Source organism: Streptomyces sp. NPDC037271, assembly GCF_055603605.1.
The window spans coordinates 383,389-406,585 of record NZ_JBVJVN010000004.1 but is presented as its reverse complement, the minus strand read 5'-3'; the positions used below and the strand labels follow the sequence as shown (position 1 = coordinate 406,585).

The following is a 23,197-nucleotide window of genomic DNA, read 5'->3' as shown; positions in this document are numbered from 1 at the left end:
GTTTGGAGTTTTGGGAGGGGGGTTTGTCCCGGGCTGCCGGGATACCCGTCGCCAAAGGCCTCTACCGTGTGGGGGGGAGTCCTTTGGGGGGGGGGGCCCCCCCCAACGGCGTAGCGGGTAATGCCGTCAGTCGATGGACGGCTTCTCGCGCCGCTCCTGGGCCGGGACGCTCGCGCCGCCGCCACTGCCCGAACCGCCGCCCATGCCGCCGAAGTTGCCCATGGCGCCGGACAGGCCCTTGAGGGCGTCGCCGATCTCGCTGGGGACGATCCAGAGCTTGTTGGCGTCGCCCTCGGCGATCTTCGGGAGCATCTGGAGGTACTGGTAGGAGAGGAGCTTCTGGTCCGGGTCGCCGGCGTGGATGGCCTCGAAGACCGTACGGACGGCCTGGGCCTCGCCTTCGGCACGCAGGGCGGCGGCCTTGGCCTCGCCCTCGGCGCGCAGGATCTGGGACTGCTTCTCGCCCTCGGCGCGCAGGATTTCGGACTGCCGGACGCCTTCGGCCTGGAGGATCGCGGCGCGCTTGTCGCGGTCGGCGCGCATCTGCTTCTCCATCGAGTCCTGGATGGAGGTGGGCGGTTCGATGGCCTTGAGTTCGACGCGGTTGACGCGGATGCCCCACTTGCCGGTGGCCTCGTCGAGGACGCCGCGCAGGGCCGCGTTGATCTCCTCGCGGGAGGTCAGGGTCCGCTCCAGGTCCATGCCGCCGATGATGTTGCGGAGTGTGGTGACGGTCAGCTGCTCGATCGCCTGGATGTAGCTGGCCACCTCGTACGTCGCGGCGCGGGCGTCGGTCACCTGGTAGTAGATGACCGTGTCGATGTTGACGACCAGGTTGTCCTGGGTGATGACCGGCTGCGGCGGGAAGGGGACGACCTGTTCGCGCAGGTCGATGCGGTTGCGGATGGTGTCGATGAACGGGACGACGATGTTGAGGCCCGCGTTCAGTGTCCGCGTGTACCGGCCGAAGCGCTCGACGATGGCGGCGCTTGCCTGTGGGATGACCTGGATGGTCTTGATCAGGGCGATGAAGACCAACACCACCAGGATGATCAAGACGATGACGACCGGACCCATCGTGGTTGTCCGTCCCCTTCTCCGCTTCGGCGCTCTGGCAGATCCTATTGACCCTGACGACTGCTTACTGACCCCGACGACTGCTGATCTTACGGCCGTTGAGGATCTTGCTGGTCGAGTCTGACAGACCGTCGCGCACCTCGGGGGGTGTTCGGTCCACTTTCGTCCGGCGAGGTCACATGATGATCGCCGTGGCCCCCTCGATGTCCACGACGTCCACTTCCTCGCCCGTCTCGTAGACGCGCCCGGTGTCGAGTGCGCGTGCCGACCAGACCTCCCCGGCGAGCTTGATCCGGCCGCCGGAGCTGTCGGTCCGTTCCAGTACGACGGCCTGTCTGCCCTTCAACGCGTCCGTTCCCGTGGCGAGTTGCGGCCGTTGGGAGCGGTGCCGGGCGGCGATGGGCCGGACGACGGCGATGAGGGCGACCGAGGCGACGACGAAGACGAGCACCTGGACGACGACGTCCGCGCCGAACCCGGAGGCGACGGCGGCGGCGACCGCGCCGACGGCCAGCATCCCGAACTCCGGCATCGCGGTCACGACAAGCGGGATTCCGAGCCCTGCCGCGGCGACGAGCCACCACACCCATGCGTCGATGTCGTTCACATGGCCATGGTAGGTCCGCGGGACGTACCGGGGACAGGGCGCACGGGGGGCGGTCAGGACAGAGGGAGACCCTGTGCGGTCCAGCGGTCGCCGACCTGCTCGACGACGAGCGGCAGCCCGAAGCAGAGGGACAGGTTGCGGGAGGTGAGCTCGAGCTCCAGCGGGCCTGCCGCCATGACCTTGCCCTGACGGATCATCAGGACGTGGGTGAAGCCCGGGGCGATCTCCTCGACGTGATGGGTGACCATGATCATCGAGGGGGCGATCGGGTCACGGGCGAGGCGGCCGAGGCGGCGGACGAGGTCCTCGCGGCCGCCGAGGTCGAGGCCGGCGGCCGGCTCGTCCAGGAGCAGCAGCTCGGGGTCGGTCATCAGGGCCCGGGCGATCAGCGTGCGCTTGCGCTCGCCCTCGGAGAGGGTGCCGAACTTCCGGTCCAGGTACTCGGTCATACCGAGACGGTCGAGGAAGGCACGAGCACGCTGCTCGTCGATGTCCTCGTACTCCTCCTGCCAGCCGGCGGTCATGCCGTAGGCGGCGGTCAGCACGGTCTGCAGGACGGTCTGTCGCTTGGGCAGCTTGTCGGCCATGGCGATGCCGGCCATGCCGATGCGCGGGCGCAGTTCGAAGACGTCGGTGCCGGGCTCGCCGAGGGTCTCGCCGAGGATGGTGGCCGTGCCCTTGCTGGGGTAGAGGTAGCTGGACGCGACATTGAGGAGGGTCGTCTTGCCGGCGCCGTTGGGGCCCAGGATGACCCAGCGCTCACCCTCCTTCACCGACCAGGAGACCTGGTCCACCAGAGCCCGGCCCTCGCGGACCACGGATACGTCCTGAAGCTCCAGAACATCGCTCATGAGCGCGTTGTCTCCCCTTGCATTGTGGCCGGTCTCGGCTGTCGCGTACGCCTGTGGCTCGGGCCGCCGCGCCGGTGGGCGCAGGCCCTCCAGGAAATCTACGCCACCGGTCGGCTTCACCGTTCCATCGGTCCGGTCCTTAGGGTGGGGGCATGCTCTCGGAACCACGCGCAGGGCGCCTTGCCGCCTGGGGAAATGCCCTTATTGCCGGAATGGTCTCGCCGGATGACGCCGCGCTCGCCGTTGTCGGTGAGGACGCGGTGCACCGGGTGGAGGGGCTGCCCGGTGAATCGGCGCCGGTCGGTCTCACGCTGGCGCTGGGGCGGCTGCGGGCGCTCGGGGCGACCGGACTGCGGGTCGCGCTGCCCGCGCCCGGGCATCCGCTGGGGCTGAGCGGACCGCCGGAGTTCAACGCGCGGGCACTGGAGGCCGAGGAGGCGGTGATCTGTCACGGTACCGCGCTCGGGCTGGTGCCGGAGGTGTACGAGGCCGGGCCCGAGGGTGATGTCCATGTCGAGGTCGTCTGGCACTGCCTGCCGGTGCGGGAGGCCCCGCCGGCCGACGTGCCCTCGCTCGGGGAGGCGGAGCGGGAGCTGGCGGAGGCGTTGCGGGACGCGACGCAGGTGCTGACGCGGCTGGACGTCGCGGGGTCGGGGCCGGTGGCGGAGGCGGCGGTCGCGGCGTACCGGGCCCGTGCCGAGCGGGGGCGCGAGGTGCTGGCGCCGGGGTATCCGCCGCGGGCGGTGCGGGTGCTGGAGTTGGCGCAGCGGGTGGGGGCCTTGGTGTCCCTGGCGTATGAGAACGGTCACGGGGGTGCGGTGAGCGCGTCCGAGATGGCGGCGCGGGGGGAGGCGTTGCGGCCGGTGGAGCGGACGGCTCGGCGGGCGCAGGTCGCGGCGTACAACTCCGTTGTGGAGGAGCGGGAGCGGGGGGTGCGGTGACGTCCCTCGGTTGTGCGGGGGCGTTGCTCTGAGGAGTGCCCGGCGTGGGTGAGGGCCGGGGATGCGGCACGCGGCCCGGCTCTGCGGGGTGCCTCCCCCACTCTCGGCTGCGCTCGAGCGGGAGGTGCCCCCACCGCCCGCCCGTGCCGCCCCAGCAGCACTGGCGGGCGCAGCGGGTGGGGCCGGGAACACGACCGGCCTCCCGGGTGAGGCCCGGGAGGCCGTGGTGGGCTTGGTGGCCGGCCTGGGTCAGTGGTTGACGCCGTGGTTGCCGAAGGCCGGGTTCAGGAGGCCGATGACGTTGACGCTGTTGCCGACGGCGTTCACCGGGATGTGGACCGGCGCCTGGACGACGTTGCCGGAGGCGACGCCCGGGGAGCCGATGGCCTCGCCGTGGGCGACGGCGCCATCGGTGGCGGAGGCCATGCCCGCGCCGGCGGCGATCAGCCCGCCGGCCATCATCGTCACGGCCGCTGCCTTCTTCAGGTTCTTCACTTACAACCCCTCCTTGCGATTGCCGCGGCAGTCGCCGCAGCACGCACTGGAGAACGGTCGGACCCCTCGCAGGATGCGCCATATGGGGGACATTCCCACGACGGTATGAATCTCCGACCGGAAGGGAACCCTCCGGGTTGCCGCCGCGTACGGGGGGCAACCCGTCACGGATCAGCCGGTCACGCCGTGGCGCACGGCCCACAGCGCGGCCTGGGTGCGGTCCGCGAGGTCGAGTTTCATCAGGATGTTCGAGACGTGGGTCTTGACGGTCTTCTCCGAGAGCACGAGCGCGCGGGCGATCTCCCGGTTGGAGCGGCCGTCCGCTATCAGGGCCAGCACTTCGCGCTCCCGCTCCGTGAGGGCGCCCGCTCTCCCCTGGCCGGAGTTGCCCTCCTCCTGGGACAGCAGGGCGCCCGCGACCTCGGGCTGGAGCAGGATGTGGCCCGCGTGGACGGAGCGGATGGCTCCCGCCAGCGCGTCGGGATCGACGTCCTTGTAGACGTAACCGGCCGCACCCGCCCGGAGGGCCGGGACCACGGTGCGCTGTTCGGTGAAGCTGGTGACGACCAGCACCCGCGCGCGGTTGTCCAGCTCGCGGAGTCTGCGCAGCGCCTCGACGCCGTCCATGCCCGGCATCTTGACGTCCATGAGGATCACGTCGGGTTTCAGTTCCTCGGCGCGGTCGACCCCCTCGGCTCCGTCCGCGGCCTCGCCCACCACCTCGATGTCGTCCTGCACCTCCAGGAAGGTGCGCAGGCCCCGGCGGACCACCTGGTGGTCGTCGACGAGCAGCACCTTGATTGCGTCAGCCACCGGGGACCTCCATCTCGATCGTGGTGCCCTTGCCGGGCGCCGATGACACGGTCAGCCTGCCGCCGGCCCCGCCGGCCCGGTCCCGCATCGAGACGAGGCCCAGGTGGCGTCCCGCGCGGCGCACCGCGTGCGGGTCGAAGCCGCTGCCGTCGTCGGTGACGCGCAGTACGGCTCCGGCGCCGCGCCGGTGCAGCGTCACGTCGACGTGTTCCGCCGACGCGTGGCGCAGGGCGTTGTGCAGCGCCTCCTGGGCGACGCGCAGCATCGCCTCCTCCTGGGCGGCGGGCAGGGCCTTGACCCCGTGGCCGGCGAAGGTCACGCGTGCGGTGTGGGCGCGGTCGAGGACCTGGATCTGGGTACGGAGGGTGGCGACCAGGCCGTCCTCGTCCAGGGCGGCGGGCCGCAGCTCGACGACGGCGGCGCGCAGCTCGTCGGCGGCCTCCGCGGCGAGCGCGGCGACCTGTTGCAGCTCGCCCTTGGCGCGCGCGGGGTCGCGGTCGACCAGGGTGGCGGCGGCCTGGGCGGTCAGGCGCAGCGAGAACAGTTTCTGGCTGACCGCGTCGTGCAGTTCGTGGGCGAGGCGGGAGCGTTCCTCGGCGATGGTCAGCTCGCGGCTGCGTTCGTACAGGCGGGCGTTGGTGAGGGCGATCGCGGCGTGCTGGGCGAGGATGCCCAGCAGCTCCTCGTCGTCCGGGGTGAAGCCGCAGGTGCCCTCGGGCCTCGCACAGTTCTTGTTGGCGAGGAAGAGGGCCCCGATGACCTCGTCGCCGTCGCGGATCGGCAGGCCCAGGAAATCGGCCAGGTCGGGGTGGGCGGAGGGCCAGCCGCCGAAGCGGGGGTCCTTGCGGACGTCGGCGAGGCGCTGGGGCGTGGCCTCGTGCAGCATCGCGGCGAGGATGCCGTGCTGGCGCGGCAGGGGGCCGATGGCCTTCCACTGCTCCTCGCTGACGCCGTCGACCACGAACTGGGCGAAGCCGCCGTGGTCGTCGGGGACGCCGAGTGCCGCGTACTGCGCGTCGAGCAGCTCGCGGGCCGAGGCGACGATCGTCTTGAGGACGTCGCGCACCTCGAGGTGCCTGCTCATGGCCAGCAGCGCGGAACTCACCGCGGCGAGGCCGGACCGGGGGCCGTGACTCATGTCCTCACGGTACCGGCGGGGTGTGACACCGGGATCGGACCTGTGACCGCCGTCGCCTAGGGCGCCGGTCCTAGGACGGAGGTCCTGCCCGCCGGTCCTAGGGCGAAGGGCCCCGCACGGTTGCGGCCCGTGCCCGAGGCGCCGGTGCGGCCCGATTCCTACGTTGAGGACCACGCCGAGCCGATCAGGCGGCGTGGACGACGAGGGGACGTGTGTCATGCCGGTCGCGATCATCACGGGAGCGTCGAAGGGACTGGGCCGGGCGTTGGCCGAGGCCCTGGCGGCACGGGGCTGGGACCTGGTGCTCGACGCCAGGACGCCGGAGGTGCTGGAGGAGACGGCGGCTGCGCTGGAGGCGTACGGCACGCGCGTGACGGCGCTGCCCGGGGACGTCACCGACGCCGGACACCGGGCCGGGCTGGTGGCGGCGGCCCGGCGGCTGGGCGGGGTGGACCTGCTGGTCAGCAATGCGAGCGCACTGGGTGCGGAGCCGCTGGTGCGGCTGGAGGGGCTGGCGCTCGACGGGCTGCGGCGGGCGATGGAGGTGAACGTCGTGGCCGCGCTGGGCCTGGTCCAGGAGGCGCTGCCGTCGCTGCGGGCGGCCCGGGCGGGCGCGGTGCTGACGGTCAGCTCGGACGCCGCGGCGGAGGCGTACGAGACGTGGGGCGGATACGGAGCGTCCAAGGCGGCCCTGGACCAGCTGGCGGCGGTGCTGGGTACCGAGGAGCCCGGGTTGCGGGTCTGGGCGGTCGATCCCGGGGACATGGCCACGGACCTGTACGCGGCGGCCGTACCGGACGACGACGATCCGCGGCCCGATCCGGTGAGTGTCGTCCCGGCGCTGCTCAGGCTCCTGGACGAGCGGCCGGCCAGCGGCCGCTACGGGGCTCCGGCGCTGCTGGAGGGAGTGCGATGACGACGGTGCCGCACGTTCCGCGGGAGCTGTCGGCGCGGGTGCCCGCCGAGCAGCGCGGGCCCGGACTGGACCGGGACGCCGTGCGGCTGCTGGTGTCGCGTGGCACCGAGGTGTCGCATCACGTGTTCGGTGAGCTGCCGGGGCTGCTGCGGGCCGGTGATCTGCTGGTCGTCAACACGTCGGCCACGCTGGCGGCCGCCGTCGACGGGCACGTCGGGCACGCGCGCGTGGTGGTGCACTTCTCCACGCGCGGGGACGACGGCCGGTGGGCGGTGGAGCTGCGGGTTCCCGACGGGCGGGGCACCACGCGCGCGCGTGCGGAGGTAGGGGCAGCGGAAGGAGCAGGGCGTGGAGCGCTTCCTTCGAAGGGGGGCGGGAGACGGGCGGGAGGGCAGGAGGGGACGAGGGTGCGGCTGCCCGGCGGTGCGCGGCTCGTGCTGGAGGAGCCCCTGAGTGCGCGCGGGGAGCGGTTGTGGTGGGCACGGGTGTCGGGAGCCGAGGTGCCCGTGGTGCTGCGGGAGCACGGGCGGCCCATTCGCTACTCCTATACGGAGCGGGATCAGCCGTTGTCCGCGTACCAGACGGTGTTCGCGCTGCCGTCCGCGGACGGGTCGGGCAGCGCGGAGATGCCGAGCGCGGCGCGGCCCTTCACGGCGCGGCTGGTGGCGGAGCTGGTGAGCCGGGGGGTGCAGTTCGCGCCGGTGACGCTGCACACGGGGGTGGCTTCGGCTGAGGCGCACGAGCCGCCGTATCCGGAGCGGTTCTCGGTGCCGGAGACGTCGGCGCGGCTGATCAACGCCGCGAAGGCGGGGGACGGCCGGGTGGTGGCCGTCGGGACGACGGCCGTGCGGGCGGTGGAGTCGGCGGCCGGTGCCGACGGACTCGTACGGGCTCGGACGGGTTGGACCGATCTGGTCGTGACTCCGGAGCGCGGGGTGCGGGTGGTGGACGGGCTGCTGACGGGGCTGCACGAGCCCGAGGCCTCGCATCTGCTGATGCTGGAGGCGGTGGCGGGGCGGGTGGCGCTCGACCGCGGGTACGACGCGGCGGTACGGGGGCGCTACCTGTGGCACGAGTTCGGGGACGTCCATCTCCTCCTGCCGCAGGAGCACGGCGCAGACCCTCACAGATTGCATTGCTTCAGCAACCAACGGTGAGAAGAGCGGGGGGCCGGTGTGAGCCCCCGCATAGGGTGCACGTCACGTACGAAGGAGAGTAGGAGAACGACTCGTCCGTTTTGACCGGGGCGGATAGTCCAATCTGCCCCGTTTCACCCCTGCCTGATCCACTACCTCGGATCGTACGTCACACCTTTGCCTCCGGATTTTGCGACCGCTAAGAATTGCTCTCGTCGCTCAACGCGGCGGGCCCCGCCCCGCGGCGTTTGTGCCGGAAGCACCAACTGTCCCCACCGGACGAGAGCGACCTCCGCGCTATTCGAAGAGGTCTATCCCGCCATGCCCAAGAACATCTTCACCCGTGGTCACAGTCGTCCCCTGAACCGCACCCACAAGCTCGCGATCGCCGGTGTCGGCACGCTCGGCGCCGCCGCCGTCGCGCTCACCGCGGTCCCCGCCAGCGGCCAGACGACCACGAGCGAGGCCGCTCCCACGGCCAAGGTGGCGTACAGCACCGAGCAGATCCAGGACGTGCACGCCGGTGTCACCGGCCAGCTCGCCGGTGCCGGCCAGAAGGTCGCCTCCATCGAGGCGAAGCAGGAGGCGGCCACCAAGGCCACCGCCAAGAAGGCCACCGCCGAGAAGGCCGTGGAGAAGCGCGAGGCCAAGGAGACCGCGAGCCGGTCCGCCAAGCGCGTCGAGGCCAAGCAGGTCTCGACGAAGAGCTACGCCGACAACCTCGACGGCTGGATCCGCGAGGCCCGGGACATCATGAAGAAGCACGGCATCCCGGGTAGCTACGAGGGCATCCACCGCAACATCATGCGGGAGTCCTCCGGCAACCCGAAGGCCATCAACGACTGGGACATCAACGCCATCAACGGCATCCCGTCGAAGGGCCTGCTCCAGGTGATCCCGCCGACGTTCGAGGCCTACCACGTGCCCGGCACCTCCAAGAACATCTACGACCCGGTCGCCAACATCGTCGCCGCCTGCAACTACGCGGCGGACAAGTACGGCACCATGGACAACGTCGACAGCGCGTACTGAGGTCAGCGCGGACCTCTTCACGCCGGCTCGCGACCGAACGCCGAAGGGCGGCACCCTCAGGAGGGTGCCGCCCTTCGGGGCGTCTCGGCCGCGGGTCACCCGCGCATGACGCCGCGGGTCACTTGCGCATGACCTCGGGCTCGTGGCGGCGCAGGAAGCGGGCCACGAAGAAACCGCAGATCACGCCGAGGGCGATCAGCGCGGCCATGTTCAGGCCCCAGGCGCCGACGGTGTGCTCCCACAGCGGGTCCGCCTCGGCGCCCTTCTCCGGCGGGCTGATCCTGTTGAAGTCCAGCGTGGCACCGGCCGCGGCGACCGCCCAGCGCGACGGCATCAGGTACGAGAACTGGTTGACGCCGACCGCGCCGTTCAGGGCGAAGAGGCAGCCGGTGAAGACGACCTGGATGATCGCGAACATGACCAGCAGCGGCATGGTCTTCTCGGCGGTCTTCACCAGCGAGGAGATGATCAGGCCGAACATCATCGAGGTGAAGCCCAGCGCCATGATCGGCAGGGACAGCTCGAGGAGTGTCAGCCCTCCGAGGATCAGCCCCTCCTCCGGGATCTCCCGGTTGACGAAGCCGATGACGCCGACCAGCAGACCCTGCAGCACGGTGATCGCGCCGAGCACGAAGACCTTGGACATCAGGTACGCGGACCGCGACAGGCCGGTCGCGCGCTCCCGCTCGTAGATGACCCGTTCCTTGATCAGCTCACGGACGGAGTTGGCGGCGCCGGCGAAACAGGCGCCGACCGCGAGGATCAGCAGGACCGTGGTGGCGGTGCCGTTGGGAACGATCCGGCCGGTCTGCGGGTGGGCGGGGTTGGGCAGCAGGCCCTTGTCGGCGTCGATCAGCAGGCTCACCGCGCCGAGCACCGCCGGCAGGATCACCATCAGGGCGAGGAAGCCCTTGTCGGAGACGATCACCGAGACGTAGCGCCGCACCAGCGTGACGAACTGGGACATCCAGCCCTGCGGCTTCGGCGGCTTCATCGCCTGCATCGCCGGGACCTGTACGGCCTGCGGGGCGACGGCGTCGATGTCCGCGGCGTACATCTGGTAGTGCTGCGAGCCCTTCCAGCGGCCCGCCCAGTCGTAGTCGCGGTAGTTCTCGAAGGCGGAGAAGACGTCGGCCCAGGTGTCGTAGCCGAAGAAGTTCAGCGCCTCCTCCGGCGGGCCGAAGTAGGCCACCGAGCCGCCCGGCGCCATCACCAGCAGCTTGTCACAGATCGCCAGCTCGGCCACCGAGTGGGTGACGACGAGGACGGTGCGGCCGTCGTCGGCGAGGCCGCGCAGCAGCTGCATGACGTCGCGGTCCATGCCCGGGTCGAGGCCGGAGGTCGGCTCGTCCAGGAAGATCAGCGACGGCTTGGTGAGCAGCTCCAGGGCGACGGACACGCGCTTGCGCTGGCCGCCGGACAGGGAGGTGACCTTCTTGTCCTTGTGGATGTCGAGCTTGAGCTCGCGCAGCACCTCGTCGATGCGGGCGTCGCGCTCCGCGCCGGTGGTGTCGGCCGGGAAGCGCAGCTTGGCCGCGTACTTCAGGGCCTTCTTGACGGACAGTTCCTTGTGCAGGATGTCGTCCTGCGGGACCAGACCGATGCGCTGACGCAGCTCGGCGAACTGCTTGTAGAGGTTCCGGTTGTCGTAGAGGACCTCGCCCTGGTCGGCGGGCCGGTAACCGGTGAGCGCCTTGAGCAGGGTCGACTTGCCGGAGCCGGACGGGCCGATGACCGCGATCAGCGACTTCTCGGGCACGCCGAAGGAGACGTCCTTGAGGATCTGCTTGCCGCCGTCGACCGTGACGGTCAGGTGACGGGCGGAGAAGGACACCTCACCGGTGTCGACGAACTCCTCGAGCCGGTCCCCGACGATCTGGAACGTCGAGTGGCCGACGCCCACGATGTCGCTCGGGCCGAGCAGTTGGGAGCCGCCCTTGGTGATCGGCTGGCCGTTGACGTACGTGCCGTTGTGCGAGCCGAGGTCGCGGATCTCCATGCGCCCGTCGGGCGTCGAGTGGAACTCCGCGTGGTGACGGGAGACCTGGAGGTCGGAGACGACCAGGTCGTTCTCCAGGGCACGGCCGATGCGCATCACGCGGCCGAGCGAGAACTGGTGGAACGTGGTCGGGCTGCGATCGCCGTAGACCGGCGGCGCCCCCGCCGCGCCACCGGTCCCCTGCTGCTGCGGGAAGTGCGGTGCACCCTGCTGCGGCTGCTGCCAGCCGGCCTGCTGCTGCCCGTGCTGCGGGGCCTGCCGCTGCGGCGGCTCCTGCGCCGGCGCCTGCTGCGCCCAGCCCGCGTCCGCGCCCTGAGCGGCGTACGGCTGCTGCTGGGCCGCCTGCGGCGCGCCCGCGGCGGCCTGGGCTCCGGTCAGGTTCAGACGCGGTCCGTCGGTCGCGTTGCCCAGGTTCACCACCGTGCCGGCGCCGAGCTCCATCTGCTGGATGCGCTGCCCGTGCACGAACGTGCCGTTGGTACTGCCGTGGTCCTCGACGACCCAACTGCGGCCGTTGAAACTGATCGTGGCATGCCGCCAGGAAACCCTGGCGTCGTCGAAGACAAGCTCCCCCTGCGGATCGCGTCCGAGCGCATATGACCGGGACGGATCGAGCGTCCAGGTCCGTCCATTGGATTCCAGTACGAGTTCCGGCACTCCATGCCCCACTGAGTTGTCCCCCGATGTACCCCCGTAGCGGGGAGTCCAGGGATGTCGAACATCGGGGGGCACTATTTCAGGCTCGGGCCCCTGACCGAAAGTCGGACCTTGTGAAAACCGCGTAGGCGCCCATCGGCCGTTCCCGTTGACGGGGTTGAAACCTGCCCGGACAGTGGTATTCCACGCGAGGGGGACATGCGCGGCAACTGGGCCGCGCAGCGGATCGGGGGGTCTGCCATGAGTGCGTCCACGAGCGTCGGTTCCGGGGAGTACGGCACCAAGGTGCCGTGGGGAGACGTCCTGCTGTCCGCGATCGCCTCCGTGAGCTGGGCGTTGATCGGCATGGCGGGAACGGCGGCGCTCGGTCTGCGTCTGCTGGACGCGGACGCGGCGGGCTCGCTGGGCCCGATGACCGCGGCGGTCGTGGCGCTCGGCGCGGGCGGTTCGGTCACCCCGACCGGTGACGTGTCGGCGTTCGGGGTGAAAGGGGCGGAGGCGCACACGGCCCTGGAGATGACTCCGCTGGGCGTGGGTCTGGTCGGTGCGCTGCTGCTGTCGTTCTTCTTCCTGCGGTCCCTGCGGGCGGCCGGAGTCGTGGTCGCACCCGCCGAACTCCTCGCGCGCGCGGGCGCGGTGATCGCTCTGTTCGTGGCGATGACGGGCGGGCTGGCCTGGGCGGGCCACGACGTCATCACGATCGACGGCGGCTCGCTCGGACTCGACGGCCTGCCCGGCGGCGGGGGTGGTGGTCTCGAGATTCCGGGGCTCGGCGACGTGGGTGACATCGGCGGGCTGCTGCCCGACCGGATCGGTGACCTCGTCGACGCCGAGGTGGCCGTCGGCTTCGCCGTCGACACCGCGCCGACGCTGCTGGGCGGCCTGGTCTGGTCGGCCGGGGTCCTGCTGGTCGCACTGCTGGCCTCGCGCCGCGCTCCCCTGCCGCGCGGGTGCGAGGCCGTGCACCGGGTGGTGCGGCCGGCCGTGTCCGCCCTGGTCACGGTGGCGCTGACGGCGGTGGCGGCCGGCTTCGCGGCGGCGGCCTACGCGGCGACCGGCGACGACCACCCCCGGCGGATCGCGGGGGCCGCGTTGCTGGGCGCGCCGAACGGGGTGTGGCTCGGCGTTCCGATCGGACTGTTCGTGCCGTGGGACGGGCGGGCCACCGGTGAGCTGGTCCGGGTTCTCCCGGCTCCGCTGGACGAGCTGCTGGGCGCCGGCACCGAGCGGCCGGTCACGCTCGGGCGGCTGGCGGAGCTGGACGAACGGGTGTGGCTGCTCGGGGTGGCGGCTGCGCTGATGATGCTGATGAGCGGGGTACTGACGGCGGTACGGACTCCTGTGGCGCCGGGCGAGGCACGCTCGCCGGCTTTCGCCGGGCGGTGCGCCGTACGGCTGGGCGTCGGGACCGCACTGGCGCTGCCGCTGCTGGTCTGGCTGACGGAGGTGTCCGTGGACGCCTCACTGTCGGTACTCGGCGTCGACGCCTTCGGCGCGAGCGTCGACCTGCGCGGACGCCTCGGTACGGCGCTGCTGCTGGGTGCCGTGTGGGGCGCGGGGGCGGGGGCGGCCGGGGCGTTGCTGGCACGGGCGAGCGGGGCGGCGGGGGCGGGGGCGACGGCGTTGGCACGGGGTGCCTGGACGGCGGGGGCGGGTGGCGCGGGCGGGGGTGGCGCGAGGGCCGGCGGTACGGCGTACGCGGGGCCGCCGCCCTCGGGGCCGTACCGGCCGGGCGCGCCGCATCGGCCGCCCAACCCGGGCACCAATCCGTACCTGCGACTCGGGGAAGGGGCTGGAGCGGGAGCGGAGACAGGAGGACCCGAGGATGCGCGGCCGGCGGGGTCGCGCACTCCTTCGCCGTTCGATGGCGGGCGGGCGCCGGGCTCCGGGCAGCCCGGCTCCGGCGCCCGGCCGCCTGTCGGCGCCGGGCGGGAAGAGGGGCGTGTGGACCGACGCTCCGGGAGCGCGGGGCAGCAGCCCGACGGCGACGAGCAGCAATCCGGCGACGACGTGTACGGCGCCCCTACGGTGGCCGGGCCGCTGGGACCGCGGCCGGGAACGCCGCGGCGGCCTCCGAGGCCCGGGGAACGGCCCGGGGGCCGGCCGCCGGGCCGGTGGGGTGAGGGGCCCCCGCCGCCTCCTCCTCCGCCTCCGGCGCCACCGCGGCGGCCCAGAGACGGTCAGTAGGAACCCCGGACACGAACGGGGGCGGCCGCGGTCGCTCCTCTGGGCCGCTGGGCCGCTGGGCCGCTGGGCCGCTGGGCCGCTGGGCCGCTGGGCCGCTGGAGCCACTGCCTGAGCGCCCCCGGCGGCCTCCGCTTCCAGGAGCGGCCCGGACCGATCGCCCTTCCCCCCCGGGGGGCGACGGACCGCTCCCCGCCGCCCTCGGCGCCGGAGCTGAGGGGGAAACCGGCCGACCGGGCGCGGAGCGGGACGTCGGCCGAGACCCTCTCGGAGGAGCGGGACCGCTGGAACCATCGCCCTGAGCCGGGGACCCCTGAAACCACCGTCCTGAGCCGGGGACCGCTGGAACCATCACCCTGAGTCCAGACCACTGGACCCACCGCCCTGAGTCCAGACCACTGAACCCACCGCCCTGAGTCCAGACCACTGAACCCACCGCCCCGGGGAGCGTGGACGCGGGCGTCCTCGCCGGGGGTGAACGGCCACCGGCTTCATCGCCCCCCGCTTCCAGCACCGCCCCGCACCCCCGGTGCAGCGGTAAACGTGCGGGCGCGGGCCGGGGCCCGCCCCGGCGGGGCCGTGTCCGTCAGGCGGACCTCGGGGGCGGGAGGCACCGGGTGCCGGATACGGTGGGAGCACCATGAGCGCTTCGCAGACCTCTGACGTTCCCACGCTTCTCGTCAAGATCTTCGGCAAGGACCGACCGGGCATCACGGCCGGCCTGTTCGACACCCTCGCCGCCTACTCCGTCGACGTCGTCGACATCGAGCAGGTAGTCACCCGTGGCCGGATCGTGCTGTGCGCGCTCGTGACCGAGCCGCCCCGGAGCCTTGAGGGTGATCTGCGGGCGACCGTGCACAGCTGGGCGGAGTCACTGAGACTGCAGGCGGAGATCATCTCCGGTATCGGCGACAACCGGCCGCGCGGTCTCGGCCGCTCCCTGGTCACGGTGCTCGGCCACCCGCTCACCGCGGAGGCGACGGCCGCCATAGCGGCCCGGATCGCCGAGTCCGGCAGCAACATCGACCGCATCTTCCGGCTGGCCAAGTACCCGGTGACCGCTGTCGAGTTCGCGGTGTCCGGCGTGGAGACCGAGCCGCTGCGCACCGCGCTGGCCACCGAGGCCGCGGCGCTCGGTGTGGACGTCGCGGTCGTCTCGGCGGGGCTGCACCGGCGGGCGCAGCGCCTGGTCGTGATGGACGTGGACTCCACCCTGATCCAGGACGAGGTCATCGAGCTGTTCGCCGCGCACGCCGGCTGCGAGGACAAGGTCGCCGAGGTGACGGCGGCCGCGATGCGCGGGGAGCTGGACTTCGAGCAGTCGCTGCACGCGCGCGTGGCGCTGTTGGCGGGGCTGGACGCCTCCGTGGTGGAGAAGGTGCGCAGCGAGGTACGGCTGACGCCGGGTGCCCGCACCCTGATCCGTACGCTGAAGCGGCTCGGCTACCAGGTGGGGGTCGTCTCCGGCGGCTTCACCCAGGTCACCGACGATCTGAAGGAGCGGCTGGGGCTGGACTTCGCCCAGGCCAACACGCTGGAGATAGTCGACGGCAGGCTGACGGGCCGGGTCACCGGGGAGATCGTGGACCGGGCGGGCAAGGCCCGGCTGCTGCGCCGGTTCGCCGCCGAGGCGGGCGTACCGCTGGCGCAGACCGTGGCGATCGGGGACGGGGCCAACGACCTGGACATGCTGAACGCGGCCGGGCTCGGGGTCGCCTTCAATGCCAAGCCGGTGGTGCGCGAGGCGGCGCACACCGCGGTGAACGTGCCCTTCCTGGACACGGTGCTGTACCTGCTCGGCATCACCCGCGAAGAGGTGGAGGCGGCGGACACGCTGGACGAAGGCCTCGGCGAGGGCGTCGGCCTGCCCGTCGACCGGATCTGACTCACGCGCCCGGCCCCGGGCGGCTCGTACGGCGAGGGCCCGGACCGCCTGGGTGCCGGGCCCTGTCGCGCGGGGGCGGGTCAGTCGGCCGGCGCCCAGTAGTCGACCAGGGAGGCAGCGCCCGGCTCGACGTCCTTCCAGGAGCCCGTGAAGGTCAGGACGGCGAAGGCGGCGGTCGGGAAGCCCCGGTGGCCCATCCGCTCGCGGACGTCGCCCTCGGCCGAGCCCGCCAGGATCTCGGCGAGTGCTTCCATGCCCGGGTTGTGGCCGATCACCAGCACGTTCCGCAGGTCGTCGGGGGTCTCGTTGAGCACGGCGATCAGCTCGCCGGGAGAGGCCTCGTAGATCCGCTCCTCGTAGACGGTTTTCGGCCGCTGCGGGAACTCCGCGACGGCGAGCTTCCAGGTCTCGCGGGTCCGGGTCGAGGTGGAGCACAGGGCCTGGTCGAAGGGGACGCCGGTGTCCGCGAGCCGGCGCCCGGCCTCTGCGGCGTCCTTGCGGCCTCGATCGGCGAGCGGCCGCTCGTGGTCGGTCACCTGTGGCCAGTCGGCTTTCGCATGCCGGAAAAGGACAATCCTGCGGGATTCTGCGACGCTCATGGCATCCAGCTTCGCATGAAACAGGCCACGGGGCGCAGGGAGTTGACATGCGGATGCACCGCCTCGGGCGGATCCGGGGCGCCGGTCCGCCTCAGCGCCCGGTCAGCTGCCGCACCAGCTCCAGGAGGTGGGCGATCGCGGGTTCGCCGGCGGTGGCGTGGGCCTCGGCGGGATTGAGTATCAGCAGGAGCAGCGCGACGAATGCGAGCACGGGCAGGGTGAGGGCCCACCAGGGCAGCCGGATCTCGACGCCGCCCCCGGGTGTCCGGGGAGGCCGGGTGTGGGTTGGGGCCGACATGAGTGCCTCCGCTGGTCTTCGAGCGTCCCTGGTCCGTGCTCCGCGGCCCGCCTGTGGCGGGCACATCTCGAAACTACGGAATCCGCGGGCCCCAACCCATCCGGAGGTCCACCCACTTGACCCTGACCCTCGCCCCCTAGGGGATGGGGGGTTAACCCCACCGTCGGGCGGCCGAGGGCGGGATCACGGTGCGGCGATCGTCGCGATGACGCCGATGATCACGAAGATCGCGAGGAAGCCGCCGAAGACGTACAGCATCTTCTTCTGGCCGTGCTGGGGGTTCGGGTCGAGGACTGGCATACGGCAAGTCTCGCATCCGTCGGCCGCACCGGGGCAGGCGGGCCGCTTCCGCCGTCAGCGGGCCCCTGCCCCGACGCCGGGAGGCCGCTCCCCCGGAGCCGGCAGGCCCCTGCCGGAGTCAGGAGGCCGCTCCCCCGGAGCCATCAGGCCCCTGCCGACGTCAGGAGGCCACCCCCCCGGAGCCGGCAGGCCCCTGCCGGAGTCAGCGGGCCGCTTCCTCCTCCACCGTGCGGTCGCGCCCCGCCAGGAAGCCCACCACCATCTGCGGCACCATCAGGGCGCTCATCAGTGCGATCGGCAGGCCCCAGCCGCCGCTGTGCTGGTAGAGCACGCCCACCAGCAGCGGACCCGGGATGGAGATCAGGTAGCCGGTGCTCTGCGCGAAGGCGGACAGCTGGGCGACGCCCGCGCCCGTCCTGGCCCGCATCCCGACCATGGTCAGCGCGAGCGGGAAGGCGCAGTTGGATACGCCGAGCAGCAGGGCCCAGGCCCAGGCACCGCCGGCCGGCGCGAAGTACAGGCCGGCGTATCCGGCGAGCCCGCACACACCCAGTACCAGCACGATCGGGCCCTGATGGGGCAGGCGGGTGGCCACGCGCGGGATGACGAAGGCGAGCGGCACGCCCATCACCATGATGACGGCGAGCAGCAGCCCGGCGGTGCCGGCGGACACACCCGCGTCCCGGAAGATCTGCGCCATCCAGCCCATCGTGATGTAGGCGGCGGTGGCCTGGAGGCCGAAGAAGACGGCGAGGGCCCAGGCCGTGCGGCTGCGGGTGATCCGCAGCGGGGGCTGCTCGGCGGGCTGCTTCGCCTGCCGTTCCGCAGGGCGTGCGGTCGCGGGCTTCCCGGTGGCCTCGTCGGCCTCGAGGGCCTCGTCCGAAGGGTCCGGGGCGGGCGTGAGCGTGGACGGTGCCCTCCGTTCGCGTACGAACGGGATCCACGGCAGGACGGCCGCCGCCGCCACCACGGCCCACACCGCCAGGCCGGGCTGCCAGTCCCCGCCCAGCGCGTTCGTCATGGGCACGGTCGCCGCGGCGGCGATCGAGGTGCCGAAGGCGAGGGCCATCGAGTACAGGCCGGTCATGGAGCCGACCCGGTCGGGGAAGAAGCGCTTGACGATGACCGGCATCAGGACGTTGCTGACCGCGATGCCCATCAGAGCGAGGGCGGTGGCGGCCAGGAAGCCGGCGGTGCCGCCGGCGTACGGGCGTATGAGCAGGCCCGCGGTGATGGCGACCATGCCCGCGCAGACCACCGCGCCGGGCCCGAAGCGGCGGGCCAGCCGCGGGGCGGTGACCCCGAACACGGCGAAGCAGAGCGGGGGCACGGAGGTGAGGAGCCCGGCCACGCTGCCGCTCATGCCGAGCCCGTCGCGGACCTCCTCCAGGAGCGCGCCCAGGCTCGTGATGGCGGGGCGCAGGTTCAGCGCGGCCAGGACGATGCCGAGGAGGAGCAGGCGGGTCGTCCACGTCGTCCACGCGCGCGTGCCGGGTGCCCCGGGCGCCTCGCCGGGTACCCGGGCGTCGCGTGCGGTCGCCTCGCCGGGGGTCGTGGACCTCATGGTCTCCGTCCGAGTCTCCGTCCGGGTTTCGTCACTAGCCATGAGACCCACCATAGAATCATGGGATGATTGGTTGTCCATTCCGGTGTCGTCCGGTGCCCGATGGCTGTCCGCCGCCGGGACTCGCGTGCGAAGGTGAGCCATGCCCCTGAGCCATCCCCGCCGTTCGGCGCTGTCCGAGCAGGTCATCGCGGCCCTGCGCCAGCAGATCGCCTCGGGCGAGTGGCCCGTCGGCTCCCGCATCCCGACCGAGCCCGAACTGGTCGACCAGCTCGGTGTCGCCCGGAACACGGTCCGTGAGGCGGTCCGCGCGCTGGCCCACAACGGTCTGCTGGACATCCGCCAGGGCTCCGGCACGTACGTCGTGGCGACCAGCGAGCTGGCGGGCGTGATGCAGCGCCGCTTCGCCGAGGCCGACCCCCGGCACATCGCCGAGCTGCGTTCCACGCTGGAGTCCGCCGCCGCCCGGCTCGCCGCCGAGCGGCGCACGGAGAAGGACCTCAAGCAGCTCGACGCCCTGCTGGTGCGCCGCGAGGAGGCCTGGGAGTCGGGTGACACGGAGGCGTTCGTGACGGCGGACGCGACGTTCCACCTGGCCGTCGTGGCCGCCTCGCACAACGACGTGATGACCGCGATGTACGCGGATCTGGGCGAGGTGATGCGGGACTGGCTGCGCGTGGACGTCGGCGGCGAGCTGACGCCGGAGACGCACATGGACCACACGCGGCTGGTCGACGCGATCCGCGTGGGGGACGCGGTGACGGCCGCCCAGGAGGCGGCCGGCTATCCGTTCCTGTGCCGTCCGGGCCGGATCAGCGCGCCCGCTGATGGCTGACCCACGCCGCCTGGACCTCCTTCCAGCAGCGTCCGTCCAGTCGCACGGTCTGCGCGGGCCCCGCCGCGACCGCCGAGCCGTCGCTGTCGAGGTCCCACCAGCGGACGCACTCGATGTGCAGGCGCACGTGGTCGGTCTCCGGGAACGGGTTGTGGCAGTGGGCGGTCACCTGGGAGTCGTCGACGCGGACCCGGCACTCGGCGCCGAACGGCTCCGCCGACGCGGAGTCCCCGGTGTCCCCGGCGGGCACGCGCGCGTGGGACACCGCTTCGTACGGCAGGATCAGTACGCAGGCGACGGCGGCGGTCACTGAGGCCAGGCGGGAAAGCAGACGCACAGGGGACCTCCTCGGCCGTACGGGGAACTGGGGAGGGAAGGCGCGTGGTGGGGAACTCGTACTCCAGCGTGTGCCGTCGACTGCCCCGCCGCCCGGCCGGCTGGGCCGAACGGGTGACACGCCAAGGGCCCGCACCCTGGTGGATGCGGGCCCCGGAGGGACGACCGGTCAGGCGCCGATGGCGTGCAGACCGCCGTCGACGTGGACGATCTCGCCCGTGGTCTTCGGGAACCAGTCGCTCAGCAGCGCGACGACACCGCGGCCGGCGGGCTCCGGGTCCTTCAGGTCCCACTCCAGCGGGGAACGGCTGTCCCACACGGCGGCCAGGTCGCTGAAGCCCGGGATGGACTTGGCGGCCATGGAGCCGAGCGGGCCCGCCGAGACCAGGTTGCAGCGGATGTTCTGCTTGCCCAGGTCACGGGCCATGTAACGGCTGGTGGCCTCCAGCGCGGCCTTGGCCGGGCCCATCCAGTCGTACTGCGGCCAGGCGAACTGCGCGTCGAAGGTGAGGCCGACGACCGAGCCGCCGTTCTGCATCAGCGGCAGGCAGGCCATGGTCAGCGACTTCAGGGAGTACGCCGAGACGTGCATGGCGGTGGCGACCGACTCGAACGGCGTGTTCAGGAAGTTGCCGCCGAGCGCGTCCTGCGGGGCGAAGCCGATCGAGTGGACGACGCCGTCGAGGCCGCCCAGCTCCTCGCCGACGACGTCGGCCAGGCGTCCGAGGTGCTCGTCGTTGGTGACGTCCAGCTCGATGACCTTGGCGGGCTTGGGCAGCTTCTTGGCGATGCGCTCGGTCAGCGTGGGCCGCGGGAACGCGGTCAGGATGACCTCGGCGCCCTGCTCCTGGGCCAGCTTGGCGGTGTGGAAGGCGATGGAGGCCTCCGTCAGCACACCGGTGATCAGGACGCGCTTGCCCTCGAGAATTCCGCTCATGGTGATCAGTGACCCATTCCCAGTCCGCCGTCAACGGGGATGACGGCTCCAGTGATGTACGAGGCGTCCTCCGAGGCGAGGAACCGCACCGTCGCGGCGATCTCCTCCACCTGCGCGTACCGGGCGAGCGGCACCTGCGCGAGGATCTTCGTCTGCTGCTCCTCGGTGAGCTCCCGGGTCATGTCGGTGTCGACGAAACCGGGCGCGACGACGTTGAAGGTGATGTTGCGCGAGCCCAGCTCACGGGCGAGGGAGCGCGCGAAGCCGACCAGCGCGGCCTTGGAGGCGGCGTAGTTCGCCTGCCCCGCGGAGCCGAGGAGCCCGACCACCGACGAGATGAGCACGACACGGCCCTTCTTGGCCCGCAGCATGCCGCGGTTGGCGCGCTTGACGACGCGGAAGGTGCCGGTGAGGTTGGTGTCGATGACGGAGGTGAAGTCCTCTTCGGACATCCGCATCAGGAGCTGGTCCTTGGTGATGCCGGCGTTGGCGACCAGGACCTCGACGGGACCGTGGGTCTCCTCGATCTCCTTGTAGGCCTGCTCCACCTGCTCGCTGTCGGTGATGTCGCACTTGACGGCGAGGAAACCCTCGGGGGGCTCACCCGAGCGGTACGTGATCGCGACCTTGTCGCCGGCGTCGGCGAAAGCGCGGGCGATGGCGAGGCCGATGCCCCGGTTGCCTCCGGTGACGAGAACCGAGCGGCTCAACGGATCACCCTTTCGATAGCGGTCTGGTACCCGCCCGAGCACCCGGTTGACGGGCGGCGTTGACAGGCGGCTTCCTCGAAAACCTATCGGTCCCCACCCCTGCGCAAAGACTCGGGCACCCACAGTGGCTTACGGGGCTGACTGTCGGGTCCCTACAGAAGGGGCCCGGGTTTCCGCCCTCCATGCCGGACGTGAATCCATTGGCCCGGCCCGGTGCCGACGCCCCATGATTCACTGCGGGACAAGCATGTCCCGCTCACCATGACTCAAGGGAGGCCGTTCGTGGCCCACGAGGTCGATCAGTCATTCCTTGCACTTCCCCTGCGCGCCCTCGCCGACGCCGCCCTCGCCCGCGCGCGTGCGCTCGGCGCCGAGCACGCGGACTTCCGCCTGGAGCGGGTGCGCAACTCCGCCTGGCGCCTCAGGGACGCCAAGCCCGCCGGGTCCTCGGACACCACCGACCTCGGGTACGCGGTGCGCGTGGTGCACGGCGGTACGTGGGGCTTCGCGTCCGGTGTGGACCTCACCATGGACGCCGCCGCCAAGGTCGCCTCGCAGGCGGTGGCGATGGCGAAGCTGTCCGCACAGGTGATCAAGGCTGCCGGGTCGGACGAGCGGGTGGAGCTGGCCGACGAGCCCGTGCACGCCGACCGGACGTGGGTCTCGTCGTACGAGGTCGACCCCTTCACCGTGCCCGACGCCGAGAAGTCGGCCCTGCTGGCCGACTGGAGCGCGCGGCTGCTGGCGGCCGACGGGGTCGACCACGTCGACGCCTCGCTGCTCACCGTGCACGAGAACAAGTTCTACGCCGACACCGCCGGGACCGTGACCACGCAGCAGCGGGTACGGCTGCACCCGGTGCTCACCGCCGTTTCGGTGGACGGCTCCAGCGGCGAGTTCGACTCCATGCGCACCCTCGCGCCGCCCGCCGGTCGCGGCTGGGAGTACCTGACCGGCACCGGCTGGGACTGGGACGCCGAACTGGCCGAGATCCCGGAGCTGCTGGCCGAGAAGATGCGGGCGCCGAGCGTCGAGGCGGGCCTGTACGACCTGGTCGTCGACCCGTCCAACCTCTGGCTGACCATCCACGAGTCCATCGGACACGCCACCGAGCTCGACCGCGCCCTCGGCTACGAGGCCGCCTACGCCGGCACCTCCTTCGCCACCTTCGACCAGCTCGGCAAGCTGCGCTACGGCTCCGAGCTGATGAACGTCACCGGCGACCGCACCGCCGAGCACGGCCTGGCGACCATCGGGTACGACGACGAGGGCGTCGAGGGGCAGTCCTGGGACCTGGTGAAGGACGGCACGCTGGTGGGCTACCAGCTGGACCGGCGGATCGCGAAGCTCACCGGGTTCGAGCGGTCCAACGGGTGCGCGTACGCCGACTCCCCCGCCCATGTGCCCGTGCAGCGCATGGCCAACGTGTCGCTGCGGCCGGATCCCGGCGGGCTGTCCACCGAGGACCTGATCGGGGGCGTGGAGCGCGGGATCTACGTCGTCGGTGACCGGTCCTGGTCCATCGACATGCAACGCCACAACTTCCAGTTCACCGGGCAGCGGTTCTTCCGCATCGAGAACGGGCGGCTCGCCGGTCAGCTGCGGGACGTGGCCTACCAGGCGACGACCACCGATTTCTGGGGGTCCATGGCGGCCGTCGGCGGCCCTCAGACGTACGTCCTGGGCGGTGCCTTCAACTGCGGCAAGGCCCAGCCGGGGCAGGTCGCGGCCGTGTCGCACGGCTGCCCGTCCGCCCTCTTCAAGGGAGTCAACATCCTCAACACCACCCAGGAGGCCGGTCGATGAGCGGCGCCACGAGCTTCGGCCGGGGGTCCGGGGGTCGCCCCCCGGGACAGCACAGTCTCAACACCACCCAGGAGGCCGGTC

Annotated in this window: 22 protein-coding genes; 8 read left to right on the top strand and 14 right to left on the bottom strand. The window is 71.9% G+C overall.

Translation table 11 applies throughout. The annotated features are described in order from the left end of the window. Window positions 1–126: 126 nt before the first annotated feature. The 3 genes from ACZ7G3_RS11690 to ACZ7G3_RS11680 all read right to left on the bottom strand — a co-directional run bounded on the left by ACZ7G3_RS11690 (window position 127) and on the right by ACZ7G3_RS11680 (window position 2,535). Window positions 127–1,077, bottom strand: coding sequence for an SPFH domain-containing protein (locus tag ACZ7G3_RS11690; protein WP_470924931.1), 951 nt, complete (start codon window positions 1,075–1,077; stop codon window positions 127–129). 175 nt (window positions 1,078–1,252) lie between these two features. Beyond that, on the bottom strand, window positions 1,253–1,684 hold the full coding sequence (locus tag ACZ7G3_RS11685) for an NfeD family protein (RefSeq protein WP_426519435.1): 432 nt from the start codon (window positions 1,682–1,684) through the stop codon (window positions 1,253–1,255). Between the two features lie 53 nt (window positions 1,685–1,737). Continuing rightward, on the bottom strand, window positions 1,738–2,535 hold the full coding sequence (locus ACZ7G3_RS11680; RefSeq protein ID WP_279566094.1) for an ABC transporter ATP-binding protein: 798 nt from the start codon (window positions 2,533–2,535) through the stop codon (window positions 1,738–1,740). Window positions 2,536–2,687: 152 nt separating this feature from the next. Here ACZ7G3_RS11680 and ACZ7G3_RS11675 point away from each other — a divergent pair, with 152 nt between their 5' ends. Then, complete coding sequence (locus tag ACZ7G3_RS11675; protein WP_470924929.1) at window positions 2,688–3,476, top strand: hypothetical protein; 789 nt, start codon at window positions 2,688–2,690, stop codon at window positions 3,474–3,476. A gap of 249 nt (window positions 3,477–3,725) precedes the next feature. On the opposite strand, the gene chpE is transcribed toward ACZ7G3_RS11675, so the two are convergent. The 3 genes from chpE to ACZ7G3_RS11660 all read right to left on the bottom strand — a co-directional run bounded on the left by chpE (window position 3,726) and on the right by ACZ7G3_RS11660 (window position 5,922). Continuing rightward, window positions 3,726–3,971: a chaplin ChpE gene (gene chpE / locus ACZ7G3_RS11670; RefSeq protein ID WP_426519431.1), complete on the bottom strand. Its 246-nt coding sequence runs from the start codon at window positions 3,969–3,971 to the stop codon at window positions 3,726–3,728. A gap of 171 nt (window positions 3,972–4,142) precedes the next feature. After that, window positions 4,143–4,784 carry a response regulator gene (locus ACZ7G3_RS11665; protein ID WP_426599466.1) on the bottom strand — a complete coding sequence of 214 codons (642 nt, stop codon included), beginning with the start codon at window positions 4,782–4,784 and terminating at the stop codon, window positions 4,143–4,145. Further along, window positions 4,777–5,922, bottom strand: a complete 1,146-nt coding sequence (locus ACZ7G3_RS11660) for a GAF domain-containing sensor histidine kinase (RefSeq protein ID WP_426599467.1) — start codon at window positions 5,920–5,922, stop codon at window positions 4,777–4,779. The genes ACZ7G3_RS11665 and ACZ7G3_RS11660 overlap by 8 nt, the downstream gene beginning before the upstream one ends. 217 nt (window positions 5,923–6,139) lie before the next feature. Here ACZ7G3_RS11660 and ACZ7G3_RS11655 point away from each other — a divergent pair, with 217 nt between their 5' ends. The 3 genes from ACZ7G3_RS11655 to ACZ7G3_RS11645 all read left to right on the top strand — a co-directional run bounded on the left by ACZ7G3_RS11655 (window position 6,140) and on the right by ACZ7G3_RS11645 (window position 9,006). Further along, window positions 6,140–6,838, top strand: a complete 699-nt coding sequence (locus tag ACZ7G3_RS11655; RefSeq protein WP_426599468.1) for an SDR family NAD(P)-dependent oxidoreductase — start codon at window positions 6,140–6,142, stop codon at window positions 6,836–6,838. Continuing rightward, window positions 6,835–7,995 carry an S-adenosylmethionine:tRNA ribosyltransferase-isomerase gene (locus tag ACZ7G3_RS11650; protein WP_470924926.1) on the top strand — a complete coding sequence of 387 codons (1,161 nt, stop codon included), beginning with the start codon at window positions 6,835–6,837 and terminating at the stop codon, window positions 7,993–7,995. Before ACZ7G3_RS11655 ends, ACZ7G3_RS11650 begins: the two co-directional genes overlap by 4 nt. Before the next feature lie 300 nt (window positions 7,996–8,295). Further along, entirely contained in the window at window positions 8,296–9,006 is a 711-nt protein-coding gene (locus ACZ7G3_RS11645) for a transglycosylase SLT domain-containing protein (RefSeq protein WP_426599470.1), read from the top strand. Window positions 9,007–9,124: 118 nt separating this feature from the next. On the opposite strand, the gene ACZ7G3_RS11640 is transcribed toward ACZ7G3_RS11645, so the two are convergent. Then, window positions 9,125–11,662, bottom strand: a complete 2,538-nt coding sequence (locus tag ACZ7G3_RS11640) for an FHA domain-containing protein (RefSeq protein ID WP_470924924.1) — start codon at window positions 11,660–11,662, stop codon at window positions 9,125–9,127. 240 nt (window positions 11,663–11,902) lie between these two features. Here ACZ7G3_RS11640 and ACZ7G3_RS11635 point away from each other — a divergent pair, with 240 nt between their 5' ends. Both ACZ7G3_RS11635 and serB read left to right on the top strand, forming a co-directional pair. Beyond that, on the top strand, window positions 11,903–13,849 hold the full coding sequence (locus tag ACZ7G3_RS11635) for a streptophobe family protein (RefSeq protein ID WP_470924922.1): 1,947 nt from the start codon (window positions 11,903–11,905) through the stop codon (window positions 13,847–13,849). Window positions 13,850–14,486: 637 nt separating this feature from the next. Then, complete coding sequence (gene serB, locus ACZ7G3_RS11630) at window positions 14,487–15,731, top strand: phosphoserine phosphatase SerB (RefSeq protein WP_470924920.1); 1,245 nt, start codon at window positions 14,487–14,489, stop codon at window positions 15,729–15,731. Window positions 15,732–15,811: 80 nt separating this feature from the next. Here the strand turns inward: serB and ACZ7G3_RS11625 are convergent, their stop codons facing one another. The 4 genes from ACZ7G3_RS11625 to ACZ7G3_RS11610 all read right to left on the bottom strand — a co-directional run bounded on the left by ACZ7G3_RS11625 (window position 15,812) and on the right by ACZ7G3_RS11610 (window position 18,546). Continuing rightward, on the bottom strand, window positions 15,812–16,330 hold the full coding sequence (locus ACZ7G3_RS11625) for a SixA phosphatase family protein (protein WP_470924918.1): 519 nt from the start codon (window positions 16,328–16,330) through the stop codon (window positions 15,812–15,814). Between the two features lie 91 nt (window positions 16,331–16,421). Continuing rightward, the gene (locus ACZ7G3_RS11620; RefSeq protein ID WP_426599475.1) at window positions 16,422–16,628 is read right to left on the bottom strand and encodes a hypothetical protein; all 207 of its coding nucleotides are present in this window, start codon (window positions 16,626–16,628) and stop codon (window positions 16,422–16,424) included. Between the two features lie 183 nt (window positions 16,629–16,811). Then, a complete protein-coding gene (locus ACZ7G3_RS11615) occupies window positions 16,812–16,928 on the bottom strand; it encodes an SGM_5486 family transporter-associated protein (protein WP_426519409.1) in 117 nt (38 codons plus the stop codon). Between the two features lie 202 nt (window positions 16,929–17,130). Beyond that, entirely contained in the window at window positions 17,131–18,546 is a 1,416-nt protein-coding gene (locus tag ACZ7G3_RS11610) for a CynX/NimT family MFS transporter (protein ID WP_470924916.1), read from the bottom strand. Between the two features lie 88 nt (window positions 18,547–18,634). Here ACZ7G3_RS11610 and ACZ7G3_RS11605 point away from each other — a divergent pair, with 88 nt between their 5' ends. Next, a complete protein-coding gene (locus ACZ7G3_RS11605; protein ID WP_470924914.1) occupies window positions 18,635–19,327 on the top strand; it encodes a FadR/GntR family transcriptional regulator in 693 nt (230 codons plus the stop codon). Here the strand turns inward: ACZ7G3_RS11605 and ACZ7G3_RS11600 are convergent. The 3 genes from ACZ7G3_RS11600 to fabG form a co-directional block, all read right to left on the bottom strand. Then, on the bottom strand, window positions 19,305–19,664 hold the full coding sequence (locus ACZ7G3_RS11600; protein WP_470924912.1) for a hypothetical protein: 360 nt from the start codon (window positions 19,662–19,664) through the stop codon (window positions 19,305–19,307). The genes ACZ7G3_RS11605 and ACZ7G3_RS11600 overlap by 23 nt on opposite strands. Before the next feature lie 168 nt (window positions 19,665–19,832). Next, a complete protein-coding gene (fabI, locus tag ACZ7G3_RS11595; protein ID WP_426599479.1) occupies window positions 19,833–20,600 on the bottom strand; it encodes an enoyl-ACP reductase FabI in 768 nt (255 codons plus the stop codon). Window positions 20,601–20,605: 5 nt separating this feature from the next. Then, window positions 20,606–21,310 (bottom strand): 3-oxoacyl-[acyl-carrier-protein] reductase, encoded by a 705-nt coding sequence (gene fabG / locus ACZ7G3_RS11590; RefSeq protein ID WP_470924910.1) that lies wholly within the window; start codon window positions 21,308–21,310, stop codon window positions 20,606–20,608. A 282-nt stretch (window positions 21,311–21,592) separates the two neighbouring features. On the opposite strand from fabG, the gene ACZ7G3_RS11585 reads away from it, so the two are divergent. After that, window positions 21,593–23,116: a TldD/PmbA family protein gene (locus ACZ7G3_RS11585; protein ID WP_470924908.1), complete on the top strand. Its 1,524-nt coding sequence runs from the start codon at window positions 21,593–21,595 to the stop codon at window positions 23,114–23,116. Window positions 23,117–23,197: the final 81 nt, after the last annotated feature.